The sequence below is a fragment of the Burkholderia ubonensis genome (assembly GCF_001718695.1).
Taxonomy (GTDB): Bacteria; Pseudomonadota; Gammaproteobacteria; order Burkholderiales; family Burkholderiaceae; genus Burkholderia; species Burkholderia ubonensis_B.
This window is the reverse complement of sequence record NZ_CP013420.1, coordinates 1,595,152-1,620,613: the sequence shown is the minus strand read 5'-3', so window position 1 is coordinate 1,620,613 and position 25,462 is coordinate 1,595,152. Positions and strand designations below refer to the sequence as shown.

Below are 25,462 nucleotides of genomic sequence, written 5' to 3'. Positions count from 1 at the left end.
GCTCCGGATAGAAAAACGCCACCGTGCGCGATGCGCCGGTGGCGTTTTTTCATGGAGCGGGCGAAGACACCGCGCGCGTCAGTCCCGCGCGGCGTCCCTCGCCGCCGGCGACGCGCCGTGGCTCAGCCAGTCGAGCACGTCGGCAGTCTCGTCGTCATTCGCGCGCGCCTTCGCCTGCGCGACGGCCTCGGTCAGCTCCGCGTTCGGCGCGGCGGCGCGGCGGATCGCGACGCCGACCGCGAGGATGTCGATCATCAGCAGATGCAGGATTCGCGAGATCATCGACAGCTGCGATTCGCGCATCTCGATGTGATCGGTCTCGAGCGCGACGGTCGCGCGCTTCGCGAGCGGCGTGTTGCTCGACGTGATCGCGATCACCTTCGCGCCGGCCTGCATCGCGACTTCGAGCACGCGCAGCAGCTCCGGCGCGCGGCCCGACTTCGACACCGCGACGATCACGTCGCCCTTGCCGAGCAGCGCGGCCGACGCGGCCTGCATGTACAGGTCGCCGTACGCGATGGTCGGAATCCCGAAACGGAAGAACTTGTAGTGCGCGTCCTGCGCGACGATGTTCGAATTGCCGAGCCCGTAGAACTCGATGCGCCGCGCGCCGTTCAGGATCTCGATCGCGTTCTCGACGTGCTCGAAGTTCAGGTGCTCGCGCAATTGCAGGATCGACGACACGGTGTTGTCGAGCACCTTCGCGCCGAAGTCGGTCGCGGTGTCGCCGAGATGCACCTGGCTGTGGCTCATCGGGATCGTGCCGGTGAGGCCCGTCGCGAGCTTCAGCTTGAAGTCGGACAGCCCCTGGCAGCCGAGCGAGCGGCAGAAGCGGATCACCGTCGGCTGGCTCACGTCGGCCTTGCGCGCGATGTCGACGATCGGGTCGTTGATGATCGAGCGCGGATGGTTCAGCGCGAGATCGGCGACGCGGCGCTCGGCAGGCGTGAGCGCGTCGCGCATCTGGCGGATCCGCTCGAACACGGCCGACGACGCGCCGCCCGAGCGGTTCGACAGCTGTTCCGCGAGGATCGCCGATACGCCGAGGAAGGCCGGATATTCGGCGGTGATCAGGTAGGTCGGGATGTTCGCGAGATACGCTTCGAAGCGGCCCTTCGCCTCGAAGCGCGCGCGGAACGGCGAGCGCGTGAACAGCTCGCCGAGCTTCAGCGCGACCCCGCCGCCGATGTAGACGCCGCCGAGCGAGCCGAGCGTCACCGCGATGTTGCCGGCGAACGTGCCGAGGATCGAGCAGAAGCACTCGACCGTCTCGAGCGCGAGCGCGTCGCCCGCATGCGCGCGCTCGACGATCTCGGCGGTGTCGACGCTCGCCGCGACGCGCTTCTTGTCGCGCGCGGCGAGCGCGCGATAGACGATCTCGATGCCGGGCCCCGCGCACACGCGTTCGAACGATACGTGCGCAAACTTCTTGCGCGCGTACTGCAGCACGAGATCCTCGCGCTCGTCCTGCGGCGCGAACGACGCGTGGCCGCCCTCGCTGCCGAGCGCGATCCAGCGGTCGTCGGCCGGAATCAGCCCGGACACGCCGAGCCCGGTGCCGGGGCCGAGCAGCCCGATCACGCCGTTCTGGCGGCGCGTGCCGCCGCCGATCTGCACGCGCTGCGCGTCGGTCAGGCCCGGCAGCGCCATCGCGAGCGCGGTGAAGTCGTTGACGACCAGCAGCGTGTCGAAGCCGAGCGCGCGGCGCGTTGCCTCGATCGAGAAGGTCCAGTCGTGGTTGGTCATCGTGACCTGGTCGCCGTCGACCGGGTTCGCGATCGCGATCGCCGCGTGGTTCACGCGGGCGATCTTCACGTCCTTCAGGTATTTGCGGATCGCGTCGGTGAGCGTCGGATACTCGGCGCCCGGGTAGACGCGAATCTGCGTGATCTCGCCCGGGCCGGTTTCCAGCGCGAAGCGCGCGTTGGTGCCGCCGACGTCCGCGAGCAGGCGCGGGCCGTCGGCATGCTGGCCCGCGGCGGCGACTTTACTTTGCGCACCAGTAGACATCGAGCTGGGTCCCCTTGTCGTTGGCCAGTTGCGAAATGGCGTTCTTCTGCGGCGACGAGGCGGCGGCCTCGAGCACCTCGCGCTTGCGGCTGCCCGCGATCAGCAGGAACAGCCGGTCGATGCGCTTGAGCGCATCGAGCGAAAAGCTCACGCGCGCATGCGGCGCGGCGCCGGGATGCACGGCGACGAAGCGATCGGCGGTCGTGATCGCATGGTCCCATTCGGGCGCGTCGGCGAAGATCGACGCGGTGTGGCCGTCCTCGCCCATGCCGAGCACCGCGACGTCGGGCAGGCGATGCGCGGGGTTCGCGTTCAGCGCGGCGACGTGCGCGTCGAGCGCGGCGCCGGTGTCGACGAGCGGCAGGAACGTGCGTGGCGGGCGCGGCCGCATGCTGCAGCAGCGTGCCGCGCACGAGGCGCGCGTTGCTCGCGGCATCGTCTTCCGGCACCCAGCGGTCGTCGACCAGCGTGACGTCGACGTGGGTCCAGTCGAGCGCGGCGTGCGACAGCGTCTGCAGGAACGGGCGCGGGCTGGTGCCGCCGGACACCGCGAGCGTCGCGCGCGCGGGGCGGGCGAGCGCCGCGCGCAGCGCGTCGCCGACGGCCTGCGCGAGCGCATCGCCTTGCGCTTCCTGGGTGTCGAAAGCGTGAATCTCGATCACATCTCCTCCGGACTGCTGTTGTCTGTTGAATCGTATGGTGTTTGGGTACGGCGGCGGACGCCGCGTGCGCAGCGCCCGCCCATTGCATCAGTTCTCTTCTTCGAGCCAGCAGGTGCCGTGCTGCGCGAGCATCGCGCTCGCCGCGGCCGGGCCCCACGTGCCGGCCGCATACGGCTTCGGCGGCTTCAGCGAGCGCGCCCATTCGTTCAGGATCGGCTCGACCCAGCGCCATGCGGCTTCCTGCTCGTCGCGGCGCACGAACAGCGCGAGGCGGCCGTTGATCACGTCGAGCAGCAGGCGCTGGTACGCCTCCATCTGGCCTTCCTTGAAGAACTGGTCGAACGCGAGGTCGAGGTGCACGCTCGCGAGGTTCATCCCTTCGCCGGGCTGCTTCGCGAGGCAGTACAGGCGAATCGTCTCGTTCGGCTGCAGGCGGATCACCAGGCGGTTCGAGCCGGGGCGCAGCGCGGTCGCGCCGAGCGCCGAGTGCGGCACCGGCCGGAAGTTGACGACGATCTCGGCGACGCGGTCGGCGAGCCGCTTGCCGGTGCGCAGGAAGAACGGCACGCCGGCCCAGCGCCAGTTCTCGATCTCGGCCTTCAGCGCGACGAAGGTCTCGGTCGGGCTGTCGGGCTTCACGCCCGGCTCGGTCGCGTAGGCCGGCACCTGTGCGCCCTTGATCACGCCCGCGTGATACTGGCCGCGCACCGCGACCTTGCCGATGTCGCGCGGATCGACGGGCTTCAGCGCACGCAGCACGCGCAGCTTCTCGTCGCGCACCGAATCGGAATCCATCGAGTGCGGCGGCTCCATCGCGACGATCGACAGCAGTTGCAGCAGGTGGTTCTGCACCATGTCGCGCAGCGCGCCGGTATTGTCGTAGAAATCGCCGCGCGCTTCGACGCCGAGCTCCTCGGCGATCGTGATCTGGATGCTCTCGACCCATTCGCGGCGCCACAGCGGCTCGAACAGCGCGTTGCCGAAGCGCAGCGCGAGCAGGTTCTGCACCGGCTCCTTTCCGAGGTAGTGGTCGATCCGGTAGATCTGGTCTTCCGCGAAGATCTCGCCGACTGCGTCGTTGATCGCGTTCGACGAGCGCAGGTCGTAGCCGAGCGGCTTCTCGAGCACGATGCGCGCGCCCTGGTTCAGGCCGACCGACGCGAGCGCCTTGCAGATCGGCTCGAACAGCGACGGGCCCGTCGCGAGATAGAACACCCGGGTGCCGGGCAACGGGGCGACCGTGTCGCGCAGCAGTGCGTAATCTTCCGCGCGGCCGAGGTCGAGCTTCACGTACACGATGCGCTCGACGAAGCTTTTCCAGGCGGCCTCGTCGAACGCGCCGCGCGATGCCTTCGCCGCGTGCGGCTTCACGTGTTCCTCGACCCACTCGAGATACTCGGCGAGATCGGCCGAGTGACGTGCGACCGCGACGATCCGGCCGCTCTGCGCCAGCATGTTCGCACGGTGCGCCTCGAACAGCGCCGGGAGGATCTTGCGCATCGACAGGTCGCCGGTGCCGCCGAAAAGTACGAAGGTAAAGCTGGAATCGGTATGCATGTGTCTCCGCCCGGGTTGGGGTGCTCTGAAGCGATCCGTAGTGCGATAAAAATATTTTTGACACTGAATTGTAGTTTAACTACAATCCGCCGCAAGGGGTAGCACCCGGACGAAGAAAAAATGAAGCGCGGTCGATGCAACAGCGCGTGCTTCGTCGCCGGGAGCACCATGTGCCGAATGTTATCGGACATTGATGGCGCGCATCGTGCGCACGTCGTCGGCCCCGGGCTCGCGCCGCGTCGCGGCGGGCCAGAAACACAAGAGGAGACACGCCGTTGAATCTCAAGTCACGCTTTCTGTAAGAGCCCGGCCGGTCATCGGCCCCGTACGCGCGCAGCGTCTCGCGGCTCGATTTCCCCGTCGTCACCAAGAAGCCGGTTCCTGAACGGAACCTCACGAGTTGATTCAGTCTGGAGGAGATAAGTAATGAAAGTTCGCGCGATCATGGGCGCGCTGTGCGCCGCAGGCCTGATGGCCGGCGCCGCGGCGGCGCAGGCGGCCGAGAATGTGACGGTGCTGCACTGGTGGACCTCGGGCGGCGAATCGAAGGCCGTCGGCGTGCTGAAGGACGACCTGCAGAAGCAGGGCTACGTCTGGAAGGACTTCGCGGTCGCGGGCGGCGCGGGCGCAGCGGCGATGACCGCGCTGAAGACCAAGGTGATCAGCGGCGACGCGCCGTCGGCCGCGCAGATCAAGGGTCCGCTGATCCAGGACTGGGCCGACCAGGGCGTGCTCGTCAACATCGACCAGGCAACCGGCGACTGGAAGCAGAACCTGCCGCCGGAAATCGACAAGATCATGAAGTTCAAGGGCCACACCGTCGGCGCGCCGTTCTCGGTGCACCGCGTGAACTGGCTCTATATCAACAAGGCCGCGCTCGACAAGGTCGGCGCGAAGGCGCCGGCCACCTGGCCCGAATTCTTCGCGGTCGCCGACAAGCTGAAGGCCGCGGGCATCCAGCCGATCGCGATGGGCGGCCAGCCGTGGCAGGACCTGACGCTGTGGGAAGACGTCGTGCTGTCGCAGGGCCCGGCGTTCTATAAAAAGGCGCTGGTCGATCTCGACCAGGCGACGCTGACGTCGCCGCAGATGCTGTCGGTGTTCAATACCGTGCGCAAGATCCAGGGCTACTTCGACAGCGGCCGCAACGGCCGCGACTGGAACCTCGCGACCGCGATGGTCATCAACGGCAAGGCCGGCATGCAGTTCATGGGCGACTGGGCGAAGGGCGAGTTCGAGACCGCGGGCAAGAAGGCGGGCAAGGACTACATCTGCGCGCCGGTGCCGGGCACCGCGAACGCGTTTACGTTCAATGTCGATTCGTTCGTGTTCTTCCAGCAGAAGGGCCAGAGCGCCGCGACGCCGGGCCAGCTCGCGCTCGCGAAGACGATCATGACGCCGGACTTCCAGGAGCAGTTCAGCCTGCTGAAGGGCTCGGTGCCGGTGCGCCTCGGCGTGAAGATGGACAAGTTCGACGACTGCGCGAAGAAGTCGTATGCGGACGAGCAGACCGCGATCAAGTCGGGCGGCTTCGTGCCGTCGCTCGCGCACGGCATGGCGCAGGGCGACGCGACCGCCGGCGCGATCACCGACGTCGTCACGAAGTTCATGAACTCGCAGCAGGATTCGAAGAGCGCGGTCGCTGCGCTCGCGAAAGCCGCGAAGGTGAAGTAACGCACGCGACGAACGCCCGGCTTGCCCCGTTTCATCCGCCGGGCGTTCTTGCATGCGCAGCAAACGGGCCCGTCCGCCGGGCCCGCGCCGCACCCGACGCCGGCCGGATCGAGGCCGGCGTCACTCTCGTTCCAGGAGTCGAATCAAGTGGCTGCCCCTCTTAGCGGAAACGGATCCGGCGCTGCCGTGCGGCGCACGTCGCCGATGTCGGCCTTCGCCGATCGCTGGATTCCGAAGCTGGTGCTCGCGCCCAGCGTGGCGATCGCCGTGGTGTTCATCTACGGCTTCATCCTGATTACCGGCTATCTGTCGCTGACCCGTTCGCGGCTGTTGCCGAACTACGAGTTCGACGGCTTCGGCCGCTACACGGACCTGTTCCAGAACGACGTGTGGTGGACCTCCGCCGCGAACCTCGGCTGGTTCGGCATTCCGTTCATCGCGATCTGCGTCGCGCTCGGTCTGTTCCTCGCGATCCTGCTCGACCAGAAGATCCGCAACGAAGGCGCGCTGCGCGCGATCTTCCTGTACCCGATGGCGCTGTCGTTCATCGTGACCGGCACCGCGTGGCAGTGGATCCTGAACCCGGGCCTCGGCCTCGAGAAGGTGATGCACGACTGGGGCTGGACGAGCTTCTCGTTCGGCTGGCTCGACGATCCGGACAAGGCGATCTTCTGCGTCGTGATCGCGGCCGTGTGGCAATCGACCGGCTTCGTGATGGCGCTGTTCCTCGCGGGCCTGCGCGGCGTCGACAGCGAGATCTTCAAGGCCGCGCAGGTCGACGGCGCGACGCTGCCGACCATCTACCGCAAGATCGTGATCCCGAGCATGCGCCCGGTGTTCTTCTCGGTGCTGCTGATCCTCTGCCACATCACGATCAAGACCTTCGACCTCGTCGTCGCGCTGACGGCGGGCGGGCCCGGCACGTCGTCGTCGCTGCCGGCGATGTTCATGTACACGTTTTCGTTCAACCGCGGCCAGCTCGGCCTCGGCGCCGCATCGTCGGTGATGATGCTCGCGACGGTGGTGGCGGTGCTCGTGCCGCTGATGTATATGGAATCGAGGAGCACCCGCAATGCAGCCTAAGATGCAAATCAGCCGGGCCGCGACAGGCCGGGCGGCGACAGGCCGGGCGGTGATCTACGCGGCGCTGATCCTGTTCGCGCTGTACTTCCTGTTCCCGATCTACGTGATGCTGTCGACGTCGTTCAAGGATCTCGACCAGCTGCGCACCGGCAACCTGCTGACGCCGCCCAGCACCCTGGACCGTCGAGCCGTGGGTGAAGGCGTGGAGCGGCGCGTGCACCGGCGTGCGCTGCGACGGCATGAAGCCGTTCTTCCTGAATTCGCTGCAGATGGTGATCCCGGCCGTGCTGATCTCGTCGCTGATCGGCGCGTTCAACGGCTACGTGCTCACGCACTGGCGCTTTCGCGGCGCGGACGCGCTGTTCACGATGATGCTGGTCGGCTGCTTCATTCCGTTCCAGGTGATCCTGCTGCCGATGGCGCGCCTGCAGGGGATGCTCGGGCTCGCGAACACGATTCCGGGCCTGGTGTTCGTGCACGTCGTGTACGGGATCGCATTCACGACGATGTTCTTCCGCAACTTCTACGTGAGCGTGCCGGCCGAGCTCGTGAAGGCGGCGCGCATCGACGGCGCGGGCTTCTTCACGATCTTCACGAAGATCCTGCTGCCGGTGTCGCTGCCGATCTTCATGGTGTGCCTGATCTGGCAGTTCACGCAGATCTGGAACGACTTCCTGTTCGGGATCGTGTTCTCCGGCGTCGACTCGATGCCGATCACGGTCGCGCTGAACAACCTCGTCAACACGTCGACGGGCGTGAAGGAATACAACGTCGACATGGCCGGCGCGATCATCGCCGCACTGCCGACGCTGCTCGTCTACGTGATCGCCGGCCGCTACTTCGTGCGCGGCCTGACGGCGGGCGCGGTGAAGGGCTGAGCGCGCGGTTTCATACGAGACGACGAACCGGCCGCGCGACGCGCGGCGCATCGAAACGATACCGACGCGGCGCGCGAGGCGCGCTGCTTGAGACAGAGGATTCACAGCATGGCAAGCCTTTCCATCCGTGACGTGTACAAGACCTACCCGAACGGGGTGCCGGTCCTGAAGGGTGTCGACATCGACATCGAGGACGGTCAGTTCCTGATTCTCGTCGGCGGCTCGGGCTGCGGGAAGTCGACGCTGCTCAACATGATCGCCGGGCTCGAGACCGTCACGAGCGGCGAGATCCGGATCGACGGCAAGGTCGTCAACGACCTGTCGCCGAAGGATCGCGACATCGCGATGGTGTTCCAGTCGTATGCGCTTTATCCGTCGATGACGGTGCGCGAGAACATCTCGTTCGGCCTGAACATCCGCAAGGTGCCGAAGAGCGAGCAGCAGCAGATCGTCGACCGCGTGTCGCAGATGCTGCAGATCCAGCACCTGCTCGAGCGCAAGCCGGGCCAGCTGTCGGGCGGCCAGCGCCAGCGCGTCGCGATGGGCCGCGCGCTTGCGCGCGACCCGGCGCTGTTCCTGTTCGACGAGCCGCTGTCGAACCTCGACGCGAAGCTGCGCATCGAGATGCGCGCGGAGATCAAGCTGCTGCACCAGCGCCTCGGCACGACGATCGTCTACGTCACGCACGACCAGATCGAGGCGATGACGCTCGGCGACCGCATCGCGGTGATGAAGGACGGCGTCGTCCAGCAGTTCGGCGCGCCGCAGGACATCTACGATTCGCCGTCGAACCTGTTCGTCGCGGGCTTCATCGGCGCGCCGCCGATGAACTTCATCAACGGCCGGCTGGTGGAGCAGGGCAGCGGCGTCGCGCTGGAGATCGACACGGGCGTCACGCGCGGCGCGCTGAACCTGCCGTTCGACACGGGCAAGCTGAAGGCGCACGTCGGCCGCGAGGTGATCCTCGGCCTGCGCCCGGAGCGCATCACCGACGTGCGCCACGCGCACAACGGCGACGCGTCGCACCTGCAGCCGCTCGATGTGCGCGTCGACGTGACCGAGCCGACCGGCCCGGATACGCACGTGTTCGCGCAGGTGAACGGCAAGCGCATCGTGAGCCGCGTGCACCCGGCCGCGAACCCGCAGCCGGAGCAGACGCTGTCGCTGCTGTTCGACGTGTCGAAGGCGGTGCTGTTCGATCCGGCGTCGGAGGAGCGGATCGCGTGACGCAGCGCGTGCGCTGATGCGCTGAATGAAACGGAACGGGGCCGTCGATGGACGGCCCCGTTCGTTTTCGGGCGCCGGCGCGGCACGGCATAGGGTGGGGCGCGACGATGTCAGTGCGGCAGCCGCACGTCGAACTTGAACGTGACGAGCCGCGCGACGAGGATGAAGCCGGTCGCCGTCAGCACGCTGTAGACCGAATCGACGTCCAGCCACATGAGCGCCAGGTAGAACCAGCAGCCGACGAACGCGCAGGTCGCGTACGGCCGCGAGTCGCGCAGGATCAGCGGGATGTCGTTGCACAGCACGTCGCGGATGATGCCGCCGACGACGCCCGTGATCACGCCCATCATTACCGCGATGAAGCGCGGCATCTCGGCGTCGAGCGCGATCGACGTGCCGGACACGCTGAAGATGCCGAGGCCGACCGCGTCGGCGACGAGCAGCGTCCGTTCGGCCGACAGCCGCGACAGCATCCGCAGCACGAACGGCGCGCACAGCGACAGCGCGAAGATCACCAGCACGTAGTCGTCGTGCACGACCCAGTAGAACGGCCGGCGTTCGAGCAGGATGTCGCGCAGCGTGCCGCCGCCGAACGCCGTCGCGAGCGCGACGACGAACGTGCCGACCGAATCGAGCCGGTTCTTGCGCGCTTCGATGAAACCGGAGATCGCGAACGCGAGCGTCGCAATGGCCTCGAGTACCGTGATCGCGAGCGTCAGCCTAGGATGCGGCACGCGGCCCCCGCTCGCCGGGCGCGGCCGACGGCTGCAGCAGCACGAGCACCGCGCCCGCGCCGCCGTCGTGGCCGCGCGCCTCGCAGAATGCGATCACTTCCTCCTTCTGCACGAGCCACGCGCGCACCTTGCCCTTCAGCACCGGCTCCTTGCCGACCGAGCCGAGGCCCTTGCCGTGGATCACGCGCAGGCAGCGCAGCCCCTTCTTGCCGGACTCGCGGATGAACCCGGCGAGCGCGTCGCGCGCTTCGTCGCGGCGCATCCCGTGCAGGTCGATCTGCGCCTGGACGATCCATGCGCCGCTCCTCAGCTTGCGCACGACGTCGCGGCTCACGCCGGGGCGGTGGTAATAGAGCGACTCGTCGCTGTCGAGCAGCGTCTCGGGATCGAACTCGTCGGACAGTGTCGCGTTCAGCACCGCCTCCTCGTCGCGCTGGGTCTGCTTCGGCACGGGCGCGGGCGGCTCGCGGCCGGAACGCGGCGCGCGCGGGCGCGTTGAGCGGCCGGATCGCGCCGATCTCGTTGCGGAACAGGTTCGCGTCGGCTTCGGCCTGGCGCGCGGCCTTCGCGGTTTCGACGCGATCGCGCTCGCGGCGCTCGGCTTCGCCCTTGAGCGCGGTGCGCAGCGCACCGAGGCCGGCGAGGCCCTGGCCGCGCAGCGCGGCGGGCTCGGGCGCCGGCGGCGCGGCCGGGGCGGGTTGCTGGGGACGGGCGGCGGCCTGCCGCTTCGCGGGGTCGCTCGGATGGGGCTGGTTCTTCGCCATGATTCACACACGCAAGGCAAACGCGCGCGGGCGCGCGGGCATGAAAAAAGCCGCTGCGCCGGCAGCGGCTTTTCGTCAAGCGTGCGTCGCGGCAGCGGACGCCATTGTAGCGCCCGGCGCGCGCGGCTTACTTGTGGTCGTGCAGGCTTTCGAGGTAGCGCTGCGCGTCGAGCGCGGCCATGCAGCCGGTGCCCGCGCTGGTGATCGCCTGGCGGTAGATGTTGTCCTGCACGTCGCCCGCGGCGAACACCCCCGGCACGCTCGTCGACGTCGCGTTGCCCTGCAGGCCGCTCTTCGTCAGGATGTAGCCGTCCTTCATCTCGAGCTGGCCCTGGAAGAGGTCCGTGTTCGGCTTGTGGCCGATCGCGACGAACAGGCCCTGCACCGCGAGGTCTTCCGTCGCGCCCGACTGCACGTGCTTGATGCGCAGGCCCGTGACGCCCGAATCCTCGCCCGTCACTTCGTCGAGCACGTGGTTCCACTTGATCTCGACCTTGCCTTCCTTTTCCTTCTCGAGCAGGCGGTCGACGAGGATCGGCTCCGCGCGGAACTTGTCGCGGCGGTGGATCACGGTGACCTTGTTCGCGATGCCCGTCAGGTAGAGCGCTTCCTCGACCGCGGTGTTGCCGCCGCCGATGACCGCGACGTTCTGGCCGCGATAGAAGAAGCCGTCGCAGGTCGCGCAGGCCGACACGCCCTTGCCCATGAACGCCTCCTCGGACGGCAGGCCGAGGTACTGCGCCGACGCGCCGGTCGCGATGATCAGCGCGTCGCACGTGTATTCGCCGGCGTCGCCGATCAGGCGGATCGGCTTCTCGTGCAGCTTCGCGGTGTGGATGTGATCGAACAGGATCTCGGTGTTGAAGCGCTCGGCGTGCTCGAGGAAGCGCTGCATCAGCTCGGGACCCTGCACGCCCTTCGCGTCCGCCGGCCAGTTTTCGACGTCGGTCGTGGTCATCAGCTGGCCGCCCTGCGCGATGCCGGTGATCAGCACCGGGGACAGGTTGGCGCGCGCCGCGTAGACGGCAGCCGTATAGCCGGCGGGGCCGGAACCGAGAATCAGGACTTTGGCGTGTTTGGGCGTGGACATGTGCGAAAATCCGTAAAAGGCGGCCGCGGCGGGCGGGGTGAGCGCGCCGGACGGTCGGGGTAGACCGGGATGCCACCGTAGATGGGTATCAGACGCGCATTATAAAGGCCCTGTTGTTGCGCTGCCGAACGAGAGTTTCAATCGGGGCGATAGCGTTCGGCGGGGCGGGGGCGACGGGGCGGTCGCCGGCCGGCGCCCATGTAACCGTCATTTACACTTGGCGGCGCGGCGCAGCGTTTACAATAAGCGGGCTCGAACGATCGGCGGGCGCGCGGCGTGCGCGGCGTGCGCGGCCCGTCTTCTCTATACGGATTCATGGCAAAAGCTCCTTATTCCGCTCAGGCACAGGCGTTGCCGCACCGGATGTCGAAGCTCCTCACGGAGATCCGCTGGATTCTCCAGGTCGCGCTGTGCGCATTTCTGGTGATGGCGCTGCTGAGCTACAGCCGGCGCGATCCGAGCTGGACGCACGCGGCGCAGGTCGATCACATCACCAACTGGGCGGGCCGCGTCGGCGCGTGGACCGCCGACATCGTGCTGCTGCTGTTCGGCCTGTCGGCCTACTGGCTGCTCGTGCCGCTCGGGCGCCGCATCAACGCCACCTATCGCCGCATCACCCGCCACGAAGCGCTGCCCGACGAGCCGGAGCGGCCGGTCGGCTGGCTGACCGAGGTATTCGCGTTCGTGCTCGTGCTGCTCGCGTGCGACGGCATCGAGGCGCTGCGGATGTGGTCGCTGAAGGTGCAGCTGCCGCGCGCGCCGGGCGGCGTCGTCGGCGAGGCGGTCGCGGGCGCGATGTCGCACGCGTTCGGCTTCACGGGCGGCACGCTGCTGCTCTTGATCGCGCTCGCGATCGGCCTGTCGCTGTATTTCCGCTTTTCGTGGCTGTCGGTCGCCGAGCGCGTCGGCGGCGCGATCCTGTCCGCCGTCAACGTCGCGAAGCTGCGCCGCGAGGCCGAGCGCGACCGCAGGCTCGGCGAGGCCGCGGCCGTGCGCCGCGAAGGCAAGGTCGAGGAAGAGCGCGTGCGCATCGAGGATCACGAGCCGGTGACGATCGTGCCGCCGGTCGTCACGCCGGTGAAGTCCGAGCGCGTCGAGAAGGAGCGCCAGGTGCCGCTCTTCACCGACCTGCCGGGCGATTCGACGCTGCCGCCGGTCTCGCTGCTCGACCCGGCGCCGAAGGCCCAGGAGGCGATCTCCGCCGACACGCTCGAATTCACGTCGCGGCTGATCGAGAAGAAGCTGAAGGATTTCGGCGTCGAGGCGAGCGTCGTCGCCGCGTATCCGGGCCCGGTCGTCACGCGCTACGAGATCGAGCCGGCCACCGGCGTGAAGGGCAGCCAGATCGTGAACCTCGCTAAGGATCTCGCGCGCTCGCTGTCGCTCGTGTCGATCCGCGTCGTCGAGACGATTCCCGGCAAGAACTACATGGCGCTCGAGCTGCCGAACCAGCGCCGCCAGACGGTGCACCTGTCGGAGATCATCGGCTCCGAGGTGTACGCGGCCGCGTCGTCGGCGCTCACGTTGAGCCTCGGCAAGGACATCGGCGGCAAGCCGGTGTGCGCCGATCTCGCGAAGATGCCGCACCTGCTGGTGGCCGGCACGACCGGCTCGGGCAAGTCGGTCGGGATCAACGCGATGATCCTGTCGCTGCTGTACAAGGCGACCGCCGACCAGGTGCGCCTGATCCTGATCGATCCGAAGATGCTCGAAATGAGCGTCTACGAAGGCATTCCGCATCTGCTGTGCCCGGTCGTCACCGACATGCGCCAGGCGGGCCACGCGCTCAACTGGACGGTCGCCGAGATGGAGCGGCGCTACAAGCTGATGAGCAAGCTCGGCGTGCGCAACCTCGCCGGCTACAACAACAAGATCGACGAGGCCGCGAAGCGCGAGGAGAAGCTCCCGAATCCGTTCAGCCTGACGCCGGAGGACCCGGAGCCGCTCGGCCGGCTGCCGAACATCGTCGTCGTGATCGACGAGCTGGCCGACCTGATGATGGTCGTCGGCAAGAAGGTCGAGGAGCTGATCGCGCGGATCGCGCAGAAGGCACGCGCGGCCGGCATCCACCTGATCCTCGCGACGCAGCGTCCGTCGGTCGACGTGATCACCGGCCTCATCAAGGCCAACGTGCCGACGCGCATTGCGTTCCAGGTGTCGTCGAAGATCGACTCGCGCACGATCCTCGACCAGATGGGCGCCGAATCGCTGCTCGGGATGGGCGACATGCTGTACCTGCCGCCCGGCACCGGGCTGCCGGTGCGCGTGCACGGCGCGTTCGTCGCCGACGACGAGGTGCACCGCGTCGTCGAGAAGCTCAAGGAGCAGGGCGAGCCGAACTACGTCGAGGGCCTGCTCGAGGGCGGCACCGCCGACGGCGACGAGGGCTCGGCCGGCGCGGGAACCGGCGAAGGCGGCGGCGAGTCTGATCCGCTGTACGACCAGGCGGTCGAGATCGTCATCAAGAACCGCCGCGCGTCGATCTCGCTCGTGCAGCGCCATCTGCGGATCGGCTACAACCGCGCCGCGCGGCTGCTCGAGCAGATGGAACAGTCGGGGCTCGTGTCGGCGATGTCGTCGAGCGGCAACCGCGAAATTCTTGTGCCGGCGCGCGACGCGGAATGAGTCCGCGGCGCACGCAGGCCACCCAGGGAGAAAACCGCATCATGCAGCAACATCCGTTCGCCCCTTCCCTTCGTTCGACGCGGCGCTGGCTCGGCGCGGCGCTCGCCGGCGCATCGCTGATGCTCGCGGCGACGCATGCGTTCGCGGGCGGCACCGAACAGCTGAAGGCCTTCGTGTCGCAGGTGCGTTCGGCGAAGGGCGAATTCACGCAGCAGATCGTCAAGGCGCCGGCGAAGGGCGCGAGCGCCGCGCAGGCAGCGCCGAAGTCCACCGACAACTCGAGCGGCACGTTCGTGTTCGCGCGTCCGGGCAAGTTCATCTGGACCTACCAGAAGCCGTACCAGCAGGTGCTGCAGGCCGACGGCGACAAGCTCTACGTGTACGACCGCGACCTGAACCAGGTCACCGAGCGCAAGCTGGCCGGCGCGCTGGGCGCGAGCCCGGCCGCGATCCTGTTCGGCAGCAACGACCTCGACAAGAACTACACGCTGCGCGACGCCGGCGAGAAGGGCGGCATCGAGTGGCTCGAGATGCTGCCGAAGGCGCAGGACACGCAGTTCCAGCGGATCGGCATCGGCTTCAGGAACGGCACGCTCGCCGCGATGGAGCTGCACGACGTGTTCGGCAACGTCACGCTGCTGACGTTCACGAACATCCAGACGAACCCGCCGCTGAAGTCGGATACGTTCAAGTTCGTCGTGCCGAAGGGCGCCGACGTGATCACCGGCTGACCGGCGCCCGCGCGCCGCAGTTGCCGACGGGCCTGCCAGCGATGGCAGGCCCGTGTCGTTTGCGGGCGCGGGCACCAGGCGCGGGCACCGGGCGCGGGCACCGGGCGCGGGCACCAGGCGCGGCGGTCGTGTCGCGCGGCTGTCATAATGTCGGGTCCGGCGGCCGCGTTCGGTCGCCACCGTATGATGGGGAGCGAGGGTTCATGTCCGACCTGTTTCAAGTCGAACCGCGCCGGCCGCTCGCCGAGGCGCTGCGGCCGAAGACGCTCGCCGAGGTGATCGGCCAGACGCATTTGCTGGGCGAAGGCAAGCCGCTGCGGCTTGCCTTCGAATCGGGCAAGCCGCATTCGATGATCCTGTGGGGCCCGCCCGGCGTCGGCAAGACCACGCTCGCGCGGCTTACCGCGCTCGCGTTCGACTGCGAGTTCATCGCGCTGTCCGCGGTGCTGGGCGGCGTGAAGGACATTCGCGAGGCGATGGAGCAGGCGAAGGACACGCTCAACCGCACCGGCCGCCACACGATCCTGTTCGTCGACGAGATCCACCGTTTCAACAAGGGCCAGCAGGATGCGCTGCTGCCGTTCGTCGAGTCGGGGCTCGTGACCTTCATCGGCGCGACCACCGAGAACCCGAGCTTCGAGGTCAACTCGGCGCTGCTGTCGCGCGCGCAGGTCTACGTGCTGAAGTCGCTGACCGACGACGAGATGCGCCAGCTGCTCAAGCGCGCGCAGGAGATCGCGCTCGAAGGGCTAGCGTTCGACGACAAGGCGGTCGATACGCTGGTCGGCTATGCGGACGGCGATGCGCGGCGTTTCCTGAACCTGCTCGAGCAGGCGCAGACGGCGGCCACGTCGGCCGGCGTGACGACGATCGACGCGGATTTCGTCAGCAGCGCGATGACGCTGAACGCGCGCCGCTTCGACAAGGGCGGCGACAACTTCTACGACCAGATCTCGGCGCTGCACAAGTCGGTGCGCGGCTCGAGCCCGGACGGCGCGCTGTACTGGTTCTGCCGGATGATCGACGGCGGCGCGGACCCGAAGTATCTCGCGCGGCGGATCGTGCGGATGGCGTGGGAGGATATCGGCCTCGCCGATCCGCGCGCGATGCAGATGGCGAACGACGCGGCCGAGACCTACGAGCGGCTCGGCTCGCCGGAAGGCGAGCTCGCGCTGGGCCAGGCCGTGATCTATCTCGCGTGCGCGGCGAAGAGCAATGCGGGCTACAACGCGTTCAACCAGGCGATGGCGTTCGTGAAGCAGGACAAGTCGCGCGAGGTGCCGGTGCATCTGCGCAACGCGCCGACCAAGCTGATGAAGGAGCTCGGCTACGGCCACGCGTACCGCTACGCGCACGACGAGCCGAACGCGTATGCGGCCGGCGAGACGTACCTGCCGGACGGGATGCGCGAGCCGCGCTGGTACAAGCCGGTGCCGCGCGGGCTCGAATCGAAGATCGCCGACAAGCTCGCGTGGCTGCGCGAGCTCGACCGCGAGGCGGGCAAGAAGGACTAACGAACGGAGCGCGGGCCGCTCAGCGCTTGCGGGCGGGCCGCTTCTTCCAGTAGTCGAACGGCTCCTGATGGCAGTCGATGTCGAGTTCGGCGACGCGCGTATGCAGGCTCGACTGCGCGTCGGCGATCGCGAGGTTGTAGATCGCGGGGCCGATCTCCTCGACGAAGAAATGCAGCAGCGCGCCGGCCTGGATGTTGCCGATCGGCTCGTCCATGTTTTCTGTGAAATAACGTTGCAGCGACGCGATCGCGCGGTCGCGTACGTCCTTGTCCAGTTCGATGGCCATCGGTTCTCGGGTCCCCTGCGTGGCGGTTTGCCGGCGGGCGACATGCGGCCGGCACCACGAGTCTGCCACGGCCGGCCGCGGCGTGTTCCGGCGTTGTCCATCCGGCCGATGCCGGCACGGGCGCGCGGTGCGTTAGAATTCCCGTCTTACACAACGAATTTCCTGTCCTCCCATGCTCGACATCCAGTTGCTGCGCAAAGACCTCGACGGCGTCGCCAAGCGCCTCGCCGATCGCGGCTACACCCTCGACGTCGCCGCGTTTTCCGCGCTCGAAGCGGAACGCCGCGCGATCCAGACCCGCACCGAAGAGCTCCAGGCGCGCCGCAACAGCCTGTCGAAGCAGATCGGCGCGATGAAGGGGCGGGGCGAGGACACGTCGGCGGTGATGGCCGAAGTCGGCGGCATCGGCGACGAGATGAAGGCGTCGGAGGTGAAGCTCGGCGAGATCCAGGCGCGCCTGTCCGACCTGCTGCTGCTCATGCCGAACCTGCCGCACGACAGCGTGCCGGTCGGCAAGGACGAGAACGACAACGTCGAGGTGCGCCGCTGGGGCACGCCGCGCCAGTTCGACTTCGACGTGAAGGATCACGTCGACGTCGGCACGCCGCTCGGCCTCGATTTCGAGACCGGCGCGAAGCTCGCCGGCGCGCGCTTCACGATGCTGCGCGGCGCGATCGCGCGCCTGCACCGCGCGCTCGCGCAGTTCATGCTCGATACGCACACGCTGCAGCACGGCTACACCGAGACGTATACGCCGTACATCGTGAACCCCGAGATCCTGTACGGCACCGGCCAGCTGCCGAAGTTCGCGGACGACATGTTCCGCGTCGAGAAGGGCGGGGCGGAGAACACCGTCACGCAATACCTGATCTCCACGTCGGAAATCTCGCTGACGAACACCGTGCGCGAGTCGATCGTCGAAGCGTCCGCGCTGCCGATCAAGCTGACCGCGCATTCGCCGTGCTTCCGTTCGGAAGCGGGCTCGTACGGCCGCGACACGCGCGGGATGATCCGCCAGCACCAGTTCGACAAGGTCGAGATGGTGCAGATCGTCGAGCCGGAAGCGTCGTATGCGGCGCTCGACGAGATGGTCGGCCATGCGGAAGCGATCCTGCAGAAGCTCGGCCTGCCGTACCGCGTGATCACGCTGTGCACCGGCGACATGGGCTTTTCGGCCGCGAAGACGTTCGACCTCGAAGTGTGGCTGCCCGCGCAGAACACGTATCGAGAGATCTCGAGCTGCTCGAACACCGAGGCGTTCCAGGCGCGCCGGATGCAGGCGCGTTTCCGTAACGCGCAAGGCAAGCCGGAGCTCGTGCATACGCTGAACGGTTCGGGCCTCGCGGTCGGCCGCACGCTGGTGGCCGTGCTCGAGAACTACCAGAACGCCGACGGTTCGGTCACGGTGCCTGAAGCGCTGCGCCCGTACATGGGCGGCGGGGAGCGGATCGACGCGCCTGCGCAGGCGTCGTAACGCGGGTCTTGCGAAGCCCTCGTAAAAAATTTTCAGAAAGGGCTTGTCAGCCGCGAAGAGATCGTCTTATAATCTTTTCTTTCCCGGAAACGACCAACCGGGGAAATGCAGTAAAGGAAGGAGAGGTGGCAGAGTGGTCGAATGTACCTGACTCGAAATCAGGCGTACGGTTTCCCCGTACCGTGGGTTCGAATCCCACCCTCTCCGCCAAAATACGAAGCCCCTTGATCCGGAAGGATCAAGGGGTTTTTCGTTTTGTCCGTGCGATCGCGAACGGAAGCGGTGTCGATGCCTTCGATGCCCCGCATGCGCGCCGGCAGGCATTCCGCTCCGCAACGTCGCCAGCACCGCCCATCCCCGCGGCTTCGCCGCTTCAGCCCCGGCCCCTTACGCCGTTAACAGAAGTCAGCAACGCGCGTTTTCCGCGTCGTCGCCGTCTTCCGATTCAAGGTCCCATGAAGCTAAGCTACAAGATTCCCCTCGCGTTCGCCGTCGCGCTGCTGCTGATGTTCGCCGGCGCGCTGTACGGCATTCACATCCTCAATCGCTCGATCGACACGTTCACGAACGACGTGCAGACGAACGTCACCAACGAGCGGCTCATCTCGGCGACGCTCGTGCAGTTCAAGCTGCAGGTCCAGGAGTGGAAGGACACGCTGCTGCGAGGCAAGCAAGCCGACAAGCTCGACAAGTACTGGAGCGCGTTCCAGACGCGCGAGCGTGCGGTCAACGCGCTCGCCGCGCAGCTCGACAAGCAATTGCCGGCCGGCGAGAGCCGCACGCTCGTCGAGCAGTTCATGCGCGCACACGCGACGATGGGCGACGGCTACCGGCGCGGCTTCGACGCCTTCAAGGCCGCCGGCTTCGATCCGACGGCCGGCGATGCGGCAGTCGCGGGCGTCGACCGGACGCCCGCCGCGTTGCTCGAACGCGCGGCGAAGGTGATCGCCGAGCAGAGCGCGGCGGTGTCCGCGCAGGCGAGCCGCGATGCGAGCTACGCGAGCGTGACGAGCATCGTGCTGATGCTGGTCGTGCTGGTCGTCGCGATGATCGGCGCGTTCCTGTTCAGCCGCGCGATCCTGCGGCCGCTCGACGCGGCGGTCGCGTGCGCGAAGGCGGTCGCCGACGGCGACCTGACGCGCGAGTTCTCCGTGGCCGGCCGCGACGAGATCGCCGACCTGCTGCGTGCGTTGCAGACGATGCAGGCAAGTCTGTCGGGCGTCGTGCTCGAGGTGCGCGCACACGCCGAGTCGGTCGCGACCGCGAGCGCGCAGATCGCGTCCGGCAATCATGACCTGTCGGCGCGCACCGAGGCGCAGGCCGCGTCGCTCGAGGAAACCGCGGCGAGCATGACCGAGCTGACCGGCATCGTCGGTAAATCGGCTGAGCACGCGCAGTATGCGGCGCAACTGGCGCGCGACGCGTCCGAGGTCGCGTCGGCCGGCGGCGGCGTGATGGCGCAGGCCGTCGAGACGATGAGCGGCATCGCCGACAGCTCGGCGAAGGTCGGCGAGATCATTTCGGTGATCGACGGGATCGCGTTCCAGACCAACATCCTCGCGCTGAACGCGGCGGTCGAGGCCGCGCGGGCGGGCGAGCAGGGGCGCGGGTTCGCGGTCGTCGCGGCCGAAGTGCGCACGCTCGCGCAGCGCAGCGCCGCCGCGGCGAAGGAAATCAAGGCGCTGATCGATCAGTCGACGCAGCGCGTCGATGCCGGCGCGGCGCTGATCGGCCGCGCGGGCGAATCGATTCGCGAGATCGTCGGCGCGGTGGAGCGGGTCACGACGATCGTCGGCGAGATTTCGTCGGCATCGCAGGAGCAGAGCGGCGGCATCCACCAGGTCAACATCGCGGTCACGCAGATGGACGACGCGACGCAGCGCAACGCGGCGCTCGTCGAGCAGGCGTCGGCCGCGACGCAGGCGCTTGCGGAGCAGGCGGGCGCGCTGCGGCACGCGGTGGCGGTGTTCAAGCTGCCGGCAACGGCAACGGCGACGGCCTGAGCGGGTGGCGGCGCGGCAAGCCGCACCGTCGCGCGCAACGCGTCGCAGGAAGGGCTCAGGCCGCCGCGCCGTACTGCGCGAGAACCTTCTCGCGGATCGACGGCTTGATGTTCGAATGCGCCATGTTGCCGCCGTAGTGCGCGACGACGCGCGGGTTCATCACGCGGTACCAGAGCGGCGGGACGTACGCGAGCAGGATCATCGTCGCGTAGCCGGCCGGCAGCTGCGGCGCATCGTCGAAGTGGCGCAGCGCCTGGTACGAGCGGGTCGGATTCGCATGATGGTCGGCGTGCCGCTGCAACTGATACAGAAACAGGTTCGTCACGACGTGATTGCTGTTCCATGAATGCTGCGGCGCGCAGCGCTCGTAGCGGCCGTTCGGCAGCTTCATGCGCCCGAGCCCGTAATGCTCGACATAGTTCACGACTTCGAGCAGCGACGCGCCGTACACCGCCTGGATCAGCAGGAACGGGACCACCACCTTGCCGGCCAGCGCGATCGCGATGCCCCACACGACGACGGTCATCGCCCACGCATGCAGCACCTCGTTGCGCCACGTCCACGGCGACTTCCCGAGCTGCGCGAGGCGCGTGTGCTCCAGATGCCACGCGGAGCGGATGCTGCCGGTCACGGTGCGCGGCAGGAACGCCCAGAACGATTCGCCGTAGCGCGCGCTCGCCGGGTCCTCGGCGGTCGCGACCCGTACATGATGGCCGCGATTGTGTTCGACGAAGAAATGGCCGTAGGCGACCGGCGCGAGCGTGATCTTCGCGAGCCGGCGCTCGAAGCGGCTGGTCTTGTGGCCGAGCTCGTGCGCGGTGTTGATCGAGATGCCGGTGGCCGCGCCGACCGACAGCGCGAAGCCGACGTAGTCGTACCATGCGAGCGTGTGCGTGCCGACGATCCAGACGCCCACGAAGAACGCGACGTATTCGACGAGCGTCGCGAGATAGACGATGAGCCGGTAGTAGCGGTCCTGTTCCAGGCGGGGCACGACGCTCTCGGGGGGATTGTCGCGATCGTCGCCGATCAGCGTATCGAGAATCGGGATCACGCCGAACGCGAACAGCGGCCCGAACCACCAGAACACGTGGATGCCCGTCGACAGCGCAAGCTGGGCGGCGAGGATCGGCAGCGTGATCGTCAGCGCGCCGAGCAGCCACAGGTAACGCTTGCCATCCGACCAGCCCGCGGCCGGTCCGTCGGTCGTCGCCATCGTCTCCCTCCATTGGGGGCCGGCTGCGCCTGCAAGCGCGACGGCCGCTCGTGTCATTTCGTCGTGGTGGTCCGCGATGCGGCGTGAGGCAGGCGCGGCACCGGATCGATCGTCCGGCTGTGCCAGTTATACGACGGGCGCGGCCGCTTTCCAAACTCCGGCGCTAGGCGCGAAACTCCAAACGGCGGACCGCATGTGGGGCTCGCGGGCGGGCGGCGACGCCGGGCGATTGAAACGGGCACCGCGCGGCGCGATCTGCCCGCGCGGCCCGCGTTCTGATCAGATGAATGCATGCCCGAAGCCTGTGCGACAGCCGACGACCGACGCTGCAACGAATGTTGCGTCGCAATATCGATCGCGCGACGAGGACGGCGCGCGCCGCGTTTTCGCATGTGCGGATGCCGGACGCTGACGGTTTCGACGTCTCCGCATCGGACGTCGATTGCTCGAATGCCCGAGTGACAAGCCGAGCGAGGCGCACGGTCCGAAGGCCGGACGCGCTCGTCGTGACGGTTCACCGACCGACGGCAGCATGCTGCACGTGCACAGCGGCGGCGGCCCGCACGCGCTTGCGTTGCGCGCCGACTCTCGATCGGCGCGGCCGTTTGAAAATAACGATTTGACTCATGCCCCGCTTTCGGATGAAGCTTATAGCTTGCTGTCCGAAGGGGGCTGTGCCTGCATGAGTTCGACCTTGACCGTTCGTCGTATCGCTGCCGACCAGGGCAACGTGTATCGCGAACTCCGCGCCGCGTCGCTGCGTGAGCCCTACGCACCTGGCGAAGCGCCGGAGGCCGAATTGCTGAACGTCGATGCCGACGCGGCGGCGGCCATTGCCGCGCAGCGCGCGACGTCCGATCAGTCGACGACGTTTCTGCTGTACACGGAAGGCCATCCGGCCGGCATGATCGGCGCGTATTTCGACAACACGCCCGAGCGCCGCGCCTTCGTGAGCGAGCTGTGGGTCGCGCATGCAGTCCGTCATCTGCGCGGCGGGCTGCTGCTCGACACCGCGAGCGCGTGGCTCGCCGAGCGCGGCGCGCAGGAAGTCTATGCATGGATCGCCGACGCGAACCGCAACGCGATCCGCTTCTACGAGCGTGCCGGCTTCGGCAACACCGGCGAGCATGCGCCGATCGCGCGAATGCCGGGCGCGATGAAGTCGTTGTTCGTATCCCACATCGATACGCCGTGACGCGCGCAGGTGCGGGCCCGCGCCGAGTGACGAAGGCCCGTGCGCGCGTCCCGCTGTCCGCGCGCCGGTCGCGCGCGTCTTGCGACACCGCTTGCCAGGTCGCCCAAAAATAATGGCTGGTCGCGTGGACGCCTGTAAAATACGCAAAAAATTTTTGCAGAGTGTCCATGTCGCTTAAAAAATCGCCATTCTTCGAACTGCGCAGCGGCTCGGTCGATACGTTGCTGTTTACCGTAAAGACGACCGATCTCGACGCGTTGCGCGCCGAGCTGGTCAAGCGCTTCGAAGCGACTCCCGAGTTTTTTGCCGACGACGTCGTGGTGATCGACGTCCGTCGTCTCGCGGAAGGCGAGCGCGTGGCGCTGGGTGACATCCGCCAGATGCTCAACGACGTGCGGATGCGCCCGGTGGGCGTCGTCGCGCTGGCGTCGCAGGGCTGGGCGGGCGAGGCGGGCCTGCCGCTGCTCGAGGCGCGCGATCGCCGCGGAGCCACGGCGAAGCCGGAGCCGGCCGACGAGGCCGAGCCGCCTGTCGCTGCGGCGGCAGCGGAAGCGGTGCCGGAACCGGCGCCAGAGCTCGCACCGAGCGCGCCCACGACGGGTGCGCAGACGCTCGTGGTCGATCGGCCGTTGCGCTCGGGGCAGCAGGTTTACGCGAAAGGAGACCTCGTGGTGCTCGCGCCGGTCAGTCACGGCGCCGAGATCATTGCGGAAGGCAATATCCACATTTACGCGCCGTTGCGCGGCCGCGCGTTGGCGGGCGTGCACGGCAATCACGACGCGCGCATTTTCTGCACGTGTCTGGAGCCGGAACTGATTTCGATTGCGGGTATCTATCGAACCACCGAGAACCCGCTGCCTGCCGACGTGCTGGGCAAAGCGGTGCAGATCCGGCTCGAAGAGGAAAAATTGATGATCGAACCGCTGCGCCTGACGTGAAGCACGCGGCGCACGCCGGATCGATCGGCTCTCATTGACGAACACAGGGTATAGGGGAAATGGCAAAAATCATCGTGGTGACTTCCGGCAAGGGCGGCGTGGGCAAGACGACGACGAGCGCGAGCTTCGCGTCCGGCATCGCGCTGCGTGGCCACAAGACGGCCGTGATCGACTTCGACGTCGGCCTGCGCAACCTCGATCTCATCATGGGCTGCGAGCGTCGCGTCGTGTACGACCTCGTGAACGTGATCCAGGGCGAAGCGAACCTGAACCAGGCGCTGATCAAGGACAAGAAGTGCGAGAACCTGTTCATCCTGCCGGCGTCGCAGACCCGCGACAAGGATGCGCTGACGCGCGACGGCGTCGAGAAGGTGCTGAACGACCTTGCCGCGATGGATTTCGAATACATCATCTGCGATTCGCCGGCGGGCATCGAGGCCGGCGCGCTGCACGCGATGTACTTCGCGGATGAAGCGCTGATCGTCACGAACCCGGAAGTGTCGTCGGTGCGCGACTCGGATCGCATTCTCGGCATCCTGTCGTCGAAGACCAAGCGCGCGACCGAAGGCAAGGACCCGATCAAGGAGCACCTGCTGATCACCCGCTACAGCCCGAAGCGCGTCAACGAAGGCGAGATGCTGTCGCTCGAGGACATCAGCGAAATCCTGCGCATCAAGCTGATCGGCGTGGTCCCGGAGTCGGAAGCGGTGCTGCACGCGTCGAACCAGGGCCTGCCGGCCGTGCACCTCGACGGCACCGACGTCGCCGAAGCGTACAAGGACATCGTCGGGCGCTTCCTCGGCGAGGACAAGCCGCTGCGCTTCACCGAATACCAGAAGCCGGGCCTGCTGCAGCGCCTCTTCGGCAGCAAGTAACGGAGGCCGCCCATGTCCATTCTGTCGTTTCTCCTCGGCGAGAAAAAGAAGTCCGCGTCGATCGCGAAGGAGCGCCTGCAGCTCATCATCGCGCACGAGCGGGTCGGCGGAAAGCCGCCGGCCGACTACCTGCCGGCACTGCAGAAGGAACTCGTCGCCGTGATCTCGAAGTACGTGCAGATTTCGAACGATGACATCCGCGTGAGCCTCGAGCGTCAGGACGATCTCGAGGTGCTCGAAGTGAAGATCGAGATTCCGCAAGCCTGACCCGCGTTGTTCCCGTTCCGCGCGGCGAGCACCCGCCGCCGCGCGCGTCTTACGCCCTGTTGCACTTTCGGGCACGCCGTAACACGGCGCCTGTCGGCCGTAACCCCTGCTCCCGCATTGAACGAATACGCTCGCGTTGCTTGTTCAATCAGGAGGTTGTAATGGCTGTCTTTACTGTTCAACGCCGTATCGTTTCGCTGGCCTTGTGCGTCGCGGGCCTGTCGGCCGTCGTCGCGCCGCTCGCCGCGCGCGCGGACGAGATTCTCGTCGGCGCGCCGCTGATGGTGCCGTCGGGCCGGATGGTCGTCGCGGAGCCGGTCGCGATGCCGGCCGAGCAGATCGTCGTCGTCGCGCCGAACGCGCCGCCGCCTGTCCGCCATGAAGTCGTGCCGGCCGCGCGGGTCGGCTACGTATGGGAGCGCGGCCACTGGCGCTGGGATCATGGCCAATACGTATGGATCGGCGGCCACTGGGAAACCGAGCGCATCGGCATGCACTGGGTACCGGGCCACTGGGACCAGCGCGGTCCGAACTGGTTCTGGACGCGCGGGCACTGGGCGTAACGGGGGCGTGCGATGAAAAGAACCGTATTCGTGATCGCGCTCGTCGCCGTCACGCTCGCCGGCTGCGTCGTCGTGCCGGCCCGTCCCGTCTACTAC

19 protein-coding genes, 1 tRNA gene and 3 pseudogenes are annotated in these 25,462 nt (G+C 67.5%); 15 read left to right on the top strand and 8 right to left on the bottom strand.

Annotated elements, in window-relative coordinates; translation table 11 throughout:
* Positions 1–78: 78 nt before the first annotated feature.
* The 3 genes and pseudogenes from WJ35_RS07335 to zwf all read right to left on the bottom strand — a co-directional run bounded on the left by WJ35_RS07335 (position 79) and on the right by zwf (position 4,229).
* Positions 79–2,010 carry a bifunctional transcriptional regulator/glucokinase gene (locus WJ35_RS07335; RefSeq protein ID WP_069238980.1) on the bottom strand — a complete coding sequence of 644 codons (1,932 nt, stop codon included), beginning with the start codon at positions 2,008–2,010 and terminating at the stop codon, positions 79–81.
* A pseudogene (pgl, locus tag WJ35_RS07330) lies at positions 1,988–2,600 on the bottom strand (6-phosphogluconolactonase). The gene WJ35_RS07335 and the pseudogene pgl overlap by 23 nt, the downstream one beginning before the upstream one ends.
* Before the next feature lie 159 nt (positions 2,601–2,759).
* Positions 2,760–4,229 (bottom strand): glucose-6-phosphate dehydrogenase, encoded by a 1,470-nt coding sequence (gene zwf, locus WJ35_RS07325; protein ID WP_069238979.1) that lies wholly within the window; start codon positions 4,227–4,229, stop codon positions 2,760–2,762.
* A 426-nt stretch (positions 4,230–4,655) separates the two neighbouring features.
* Here zwf and WJ35_RS07320 point away from each other — a divergent pair, with 426 nt between their 5' ends.
* The 4 genes and pseudogenes from WJ35_RS07320 to WJ35_RS07305 all read left to right on the top strand — a co-directional run bounded on the left by WJ35_RS07320 (position 4,656) and on the right by WJ35_RS07305 (position 9,091).
* Positions 4,656–5,903: an ABC transporter substrate-binding protein gene (locus WJ35_RS07320; protein WP_069238978.1), complete on the top strand. Its 1,248-nt coding sequence runs from the start codon at positions 4,656–4,658 to the stop codon at positions 5,901–5,903.
* A gap of 147 nt (positions 5,904–6,050) precedes the next feature.
* Positions 6,051–6,986, top strand: a complete 936-nt coding sequence (locus tag WJ35_RS07315; protein WP_029226451.1) for a carbohydrate ABC transporter permease — start codon at positions 6,051–6,053, stop codon at positions 6,984–6,986.
* A pseudogene (locus WJ35_RS07310) lies at positions 6,976–7,864 on the top strand (carbohydrate ABC transporter permease). The gene WJ35_RS07315 and the pseudogene WJ35_RS07310 overlap by 11 nt, the downstream one beginning before the upstream one ends.
* A 108-nt stretch (positions 7,865–7,972) precedes the next feature.
* Entirely contained in the window at positions 7,973–9,091 is a 1,119-nt protein-coding gene (locus WJ35_RS07305) for an ABC transporter ATP-binding protein (RefSeq protein WP_060231454.1), read from the top strand.
* Positions 9,092–9,201: 110 nt separating this feature from the next.
* Here WJ35_RS07305 and WJ35_RS07300 read toward each other — a convergent pair whose 3' ends face one another.
* The 3 genes and pseudogenes from WJ35_RS07300 to trxB form a co-directional block, all read right to left on the bottom strand.
* The gene (locus WJ35_RS07300) at positions 9,202–9,825 is read right to left on the bottom strand and encodes a trimeric intracellular cation channel family protein (protein WP_060231450.1); all 624 of its coding nucleotides are present in this window, start codon (positions 9,823–9,825) and stop codon (positions 9,202–9,204) included.
* Positions 9,812–10,589, bottom strand: a pseudogene (locus WJ35_RS07295) (Smr/MutS family protein). Before WJ35_RS07295 ends, WJ35_RS07300 begins: the two are co-directional and overlap by 14 nt.
* Positions 10,590–10,716: 127 nt before the next feature.
* Entirely contained in the window at positions 10,717–11,679 is a 963-nt protein-coding gene (gene trxB, locus WJ35_RS07290; RefSeq protein ID WP_059535949.1) for a thioredoxin-disulfide reductase, read from the bottom strand.
* A 315-nt stretch (positions 11,680–11,994) separates the two neighbouring features.
* Between trxB and WJ35_RS07285 the strand changes: the two genes are divergently transcribed.
* The 3 genes from WJ35_RS07285 to WJ35_RS07275 all read left to right on the top strand — a co-directional run bounded on the left by WJ35_RS07285 (position 11,995) and on the right by WJ35_RS07275 (position 16,549).
* The gene (locus WJ35_RS07285) at positions 11,995–14,304 is read left to right on the top strand and encodes a DNA translocase FtsK (protein ID WP_060231446.1); all 2,310 of its coding nucleotides are present in this window, start codon (positions 11,995–11,997) and stop codon (positions 14,302–14,304) included.
* 41 nt (positions 14,305–14,345) lie between these two features.
* Entirely contained in the window at positions 14,346–15,035 is a 690-nt protein-coding gene (lolA, locus tag WJ35_RS07280) for an outer membrane lipoprotein chaperone LolA (RefSeq protein ID WP_059984663.1), read from the top strand.
* Positions 15,036–15,238: 203 nt separating this feature from the next.
* Positions 15,239–16,549, top strand: a complete 1,311-nt coding sequence (locus WJ35_RS07275; protein ID WP_045566504.1) for a replication-associated recombination protein A — start codon at positions 15,239–15,241, stop codon at positions 16,547–16,549.
* 19 nt (positions 16,550–16,568) lie between these two features.
* Here the strand turns inward: WJ35_RS07275 and WJ35_RS07270 are convergent, their stop codons facing one another.
* Positions 16,569–16,835: a DUF2164 domain-containing protein gene (locus tag WJ35_RS07270; protein ID WP_010091671.1), complete on the bottom strand. Its 267-nt coding sequence runs from the start codon at positions 16,833–16,835 to the stop codon at positions 16,569–16,571.
* Between the two features lie 172 nt (positions 16,836–17,007).
* Here WJ35_RS07270 and serS point away from each other — a divergent pair, with 172 nt between their 5' ends.
* The 3 genes from serS to WJ35_RS07255 all read left to right on the top strand — a co-directional run bounded on the left by serS (position 17,008) and on the right by WJ35_RS07255 (position 20,312).
* Positions 17,008–18,309, top strand: a complete 1,302-nt coding sequence (gene serS, locus WJ35_RS07265) for a serine--tRNA ligase (protein ID WP_060231444.1) — start codon at positions 17,008–17,010, stop codon at positions 18,307–18,309.
* Between the two features lie 119 nt (positions 18,310–18,428).
* Positions 18,429–18,519 (top strand) — tRNA-Ser (locus tag WJ35_RS07260).
* Positions 18,520–18,764: 245 nt separating this feature from the next.
* Positions 18,765–20,312, top strand: coding sequence for a methyl-accepting chemotaxis protein (locus tag WJ35_RS07255; RefSeq protein WP_069238977.1), 1,548 nt, complete (start codon positions 18,765–18,767; stop codon positions 20,310–20,312).
* Positions 20,313–20,367: 55 nt separating this feature from the next.
* On the opposite strand, the gene WJ35_RS07250 is transcribed toward WJ35_RS07255, so the two are convergent.
* A complete protein-coding gene (locus WJ35_RS07250; RefSeq protein ID WP_060231439.1) occupies positions 20,368–21,528 on the bottom strand; it encodes an alkane 1-monooxygenase in 1,161 nt (386 codons plus the stop codon).
* A gap of 532 nt (positions 21,529–22,060) precedes the next feature.
* Here WJ35_RS07250 and WJ35_RS07245 point away from each other — a divergent pair.
* The 5 genes from WJ35_RS07245 to WJ35_RS07225 all read left to right on the top strand — a co-directional run bounded on the left by WJ35_RS07245 (position 22,061) and on the right by WJ35_RS07225 (position 25,366).
* Positions 22,061–22,723, top strand: coding sequence for a GNAT family N-acetyltransferase (locus WJ35_RS07245; protein ID WP_230459679.1), 663 nt, complete (start codon positions 22,061–22,063; stop codon positions 22,721–22,723).
* 167 nt (positions 22,724–22,890) lie between these two features.
* Positions 22,891–23,661, top strand: a complete 771-nt coding sequence (gene minC / locus WJ35_RS07240; RefSeq protein ID WP_069238976.1) for a septum site-determining protein MinC — start codon at positions 22,891–22,893, stop codon at positions 23,659–23,661.
* Between the two features lie 59 nt (positions 23,662–23,720).
* Positions 23,721–24,536 carry a septum site-determining protein MinD gene (gene minD / locus WJ35_RS07235; RefSeq protein WP_010091675.1) on the top strand — a complete coding sequence of 272 codons (816 nt, stop codon included), beginning with the start codon at positions 23,721–23,723 and terminating at the stop codon, positions 24,534–24,536.
* A gap of 12 nt (positions 24,537–24,548) precedes the next feature.
* Positions 24,549–24,803, top strand: coding sequence for a cell division topological specificity factor MinE (gene minE, locus WJ35_RS07230; protein WP_010091676.1), 255 nt, complete (start codon positions 24,549–24,551; stop codon positions 24,801–24,803).
* Between the two features lie 161 nt (positions 24,804–24,964).
* Positions 24,965–25,366: a YXWGXW repeat-containing protein gene (locus tag WJ35_RS07225; protein WP_069238975.1), complete on the top strand. Its 402-nt coding sequence runs from the start codon at positions 24,965–24,967 to the stop codon at positions 25,364–25,366.
* The last annotated feature ends 96 nt before the right edge of the window (positions 25,367–25,462 follow it).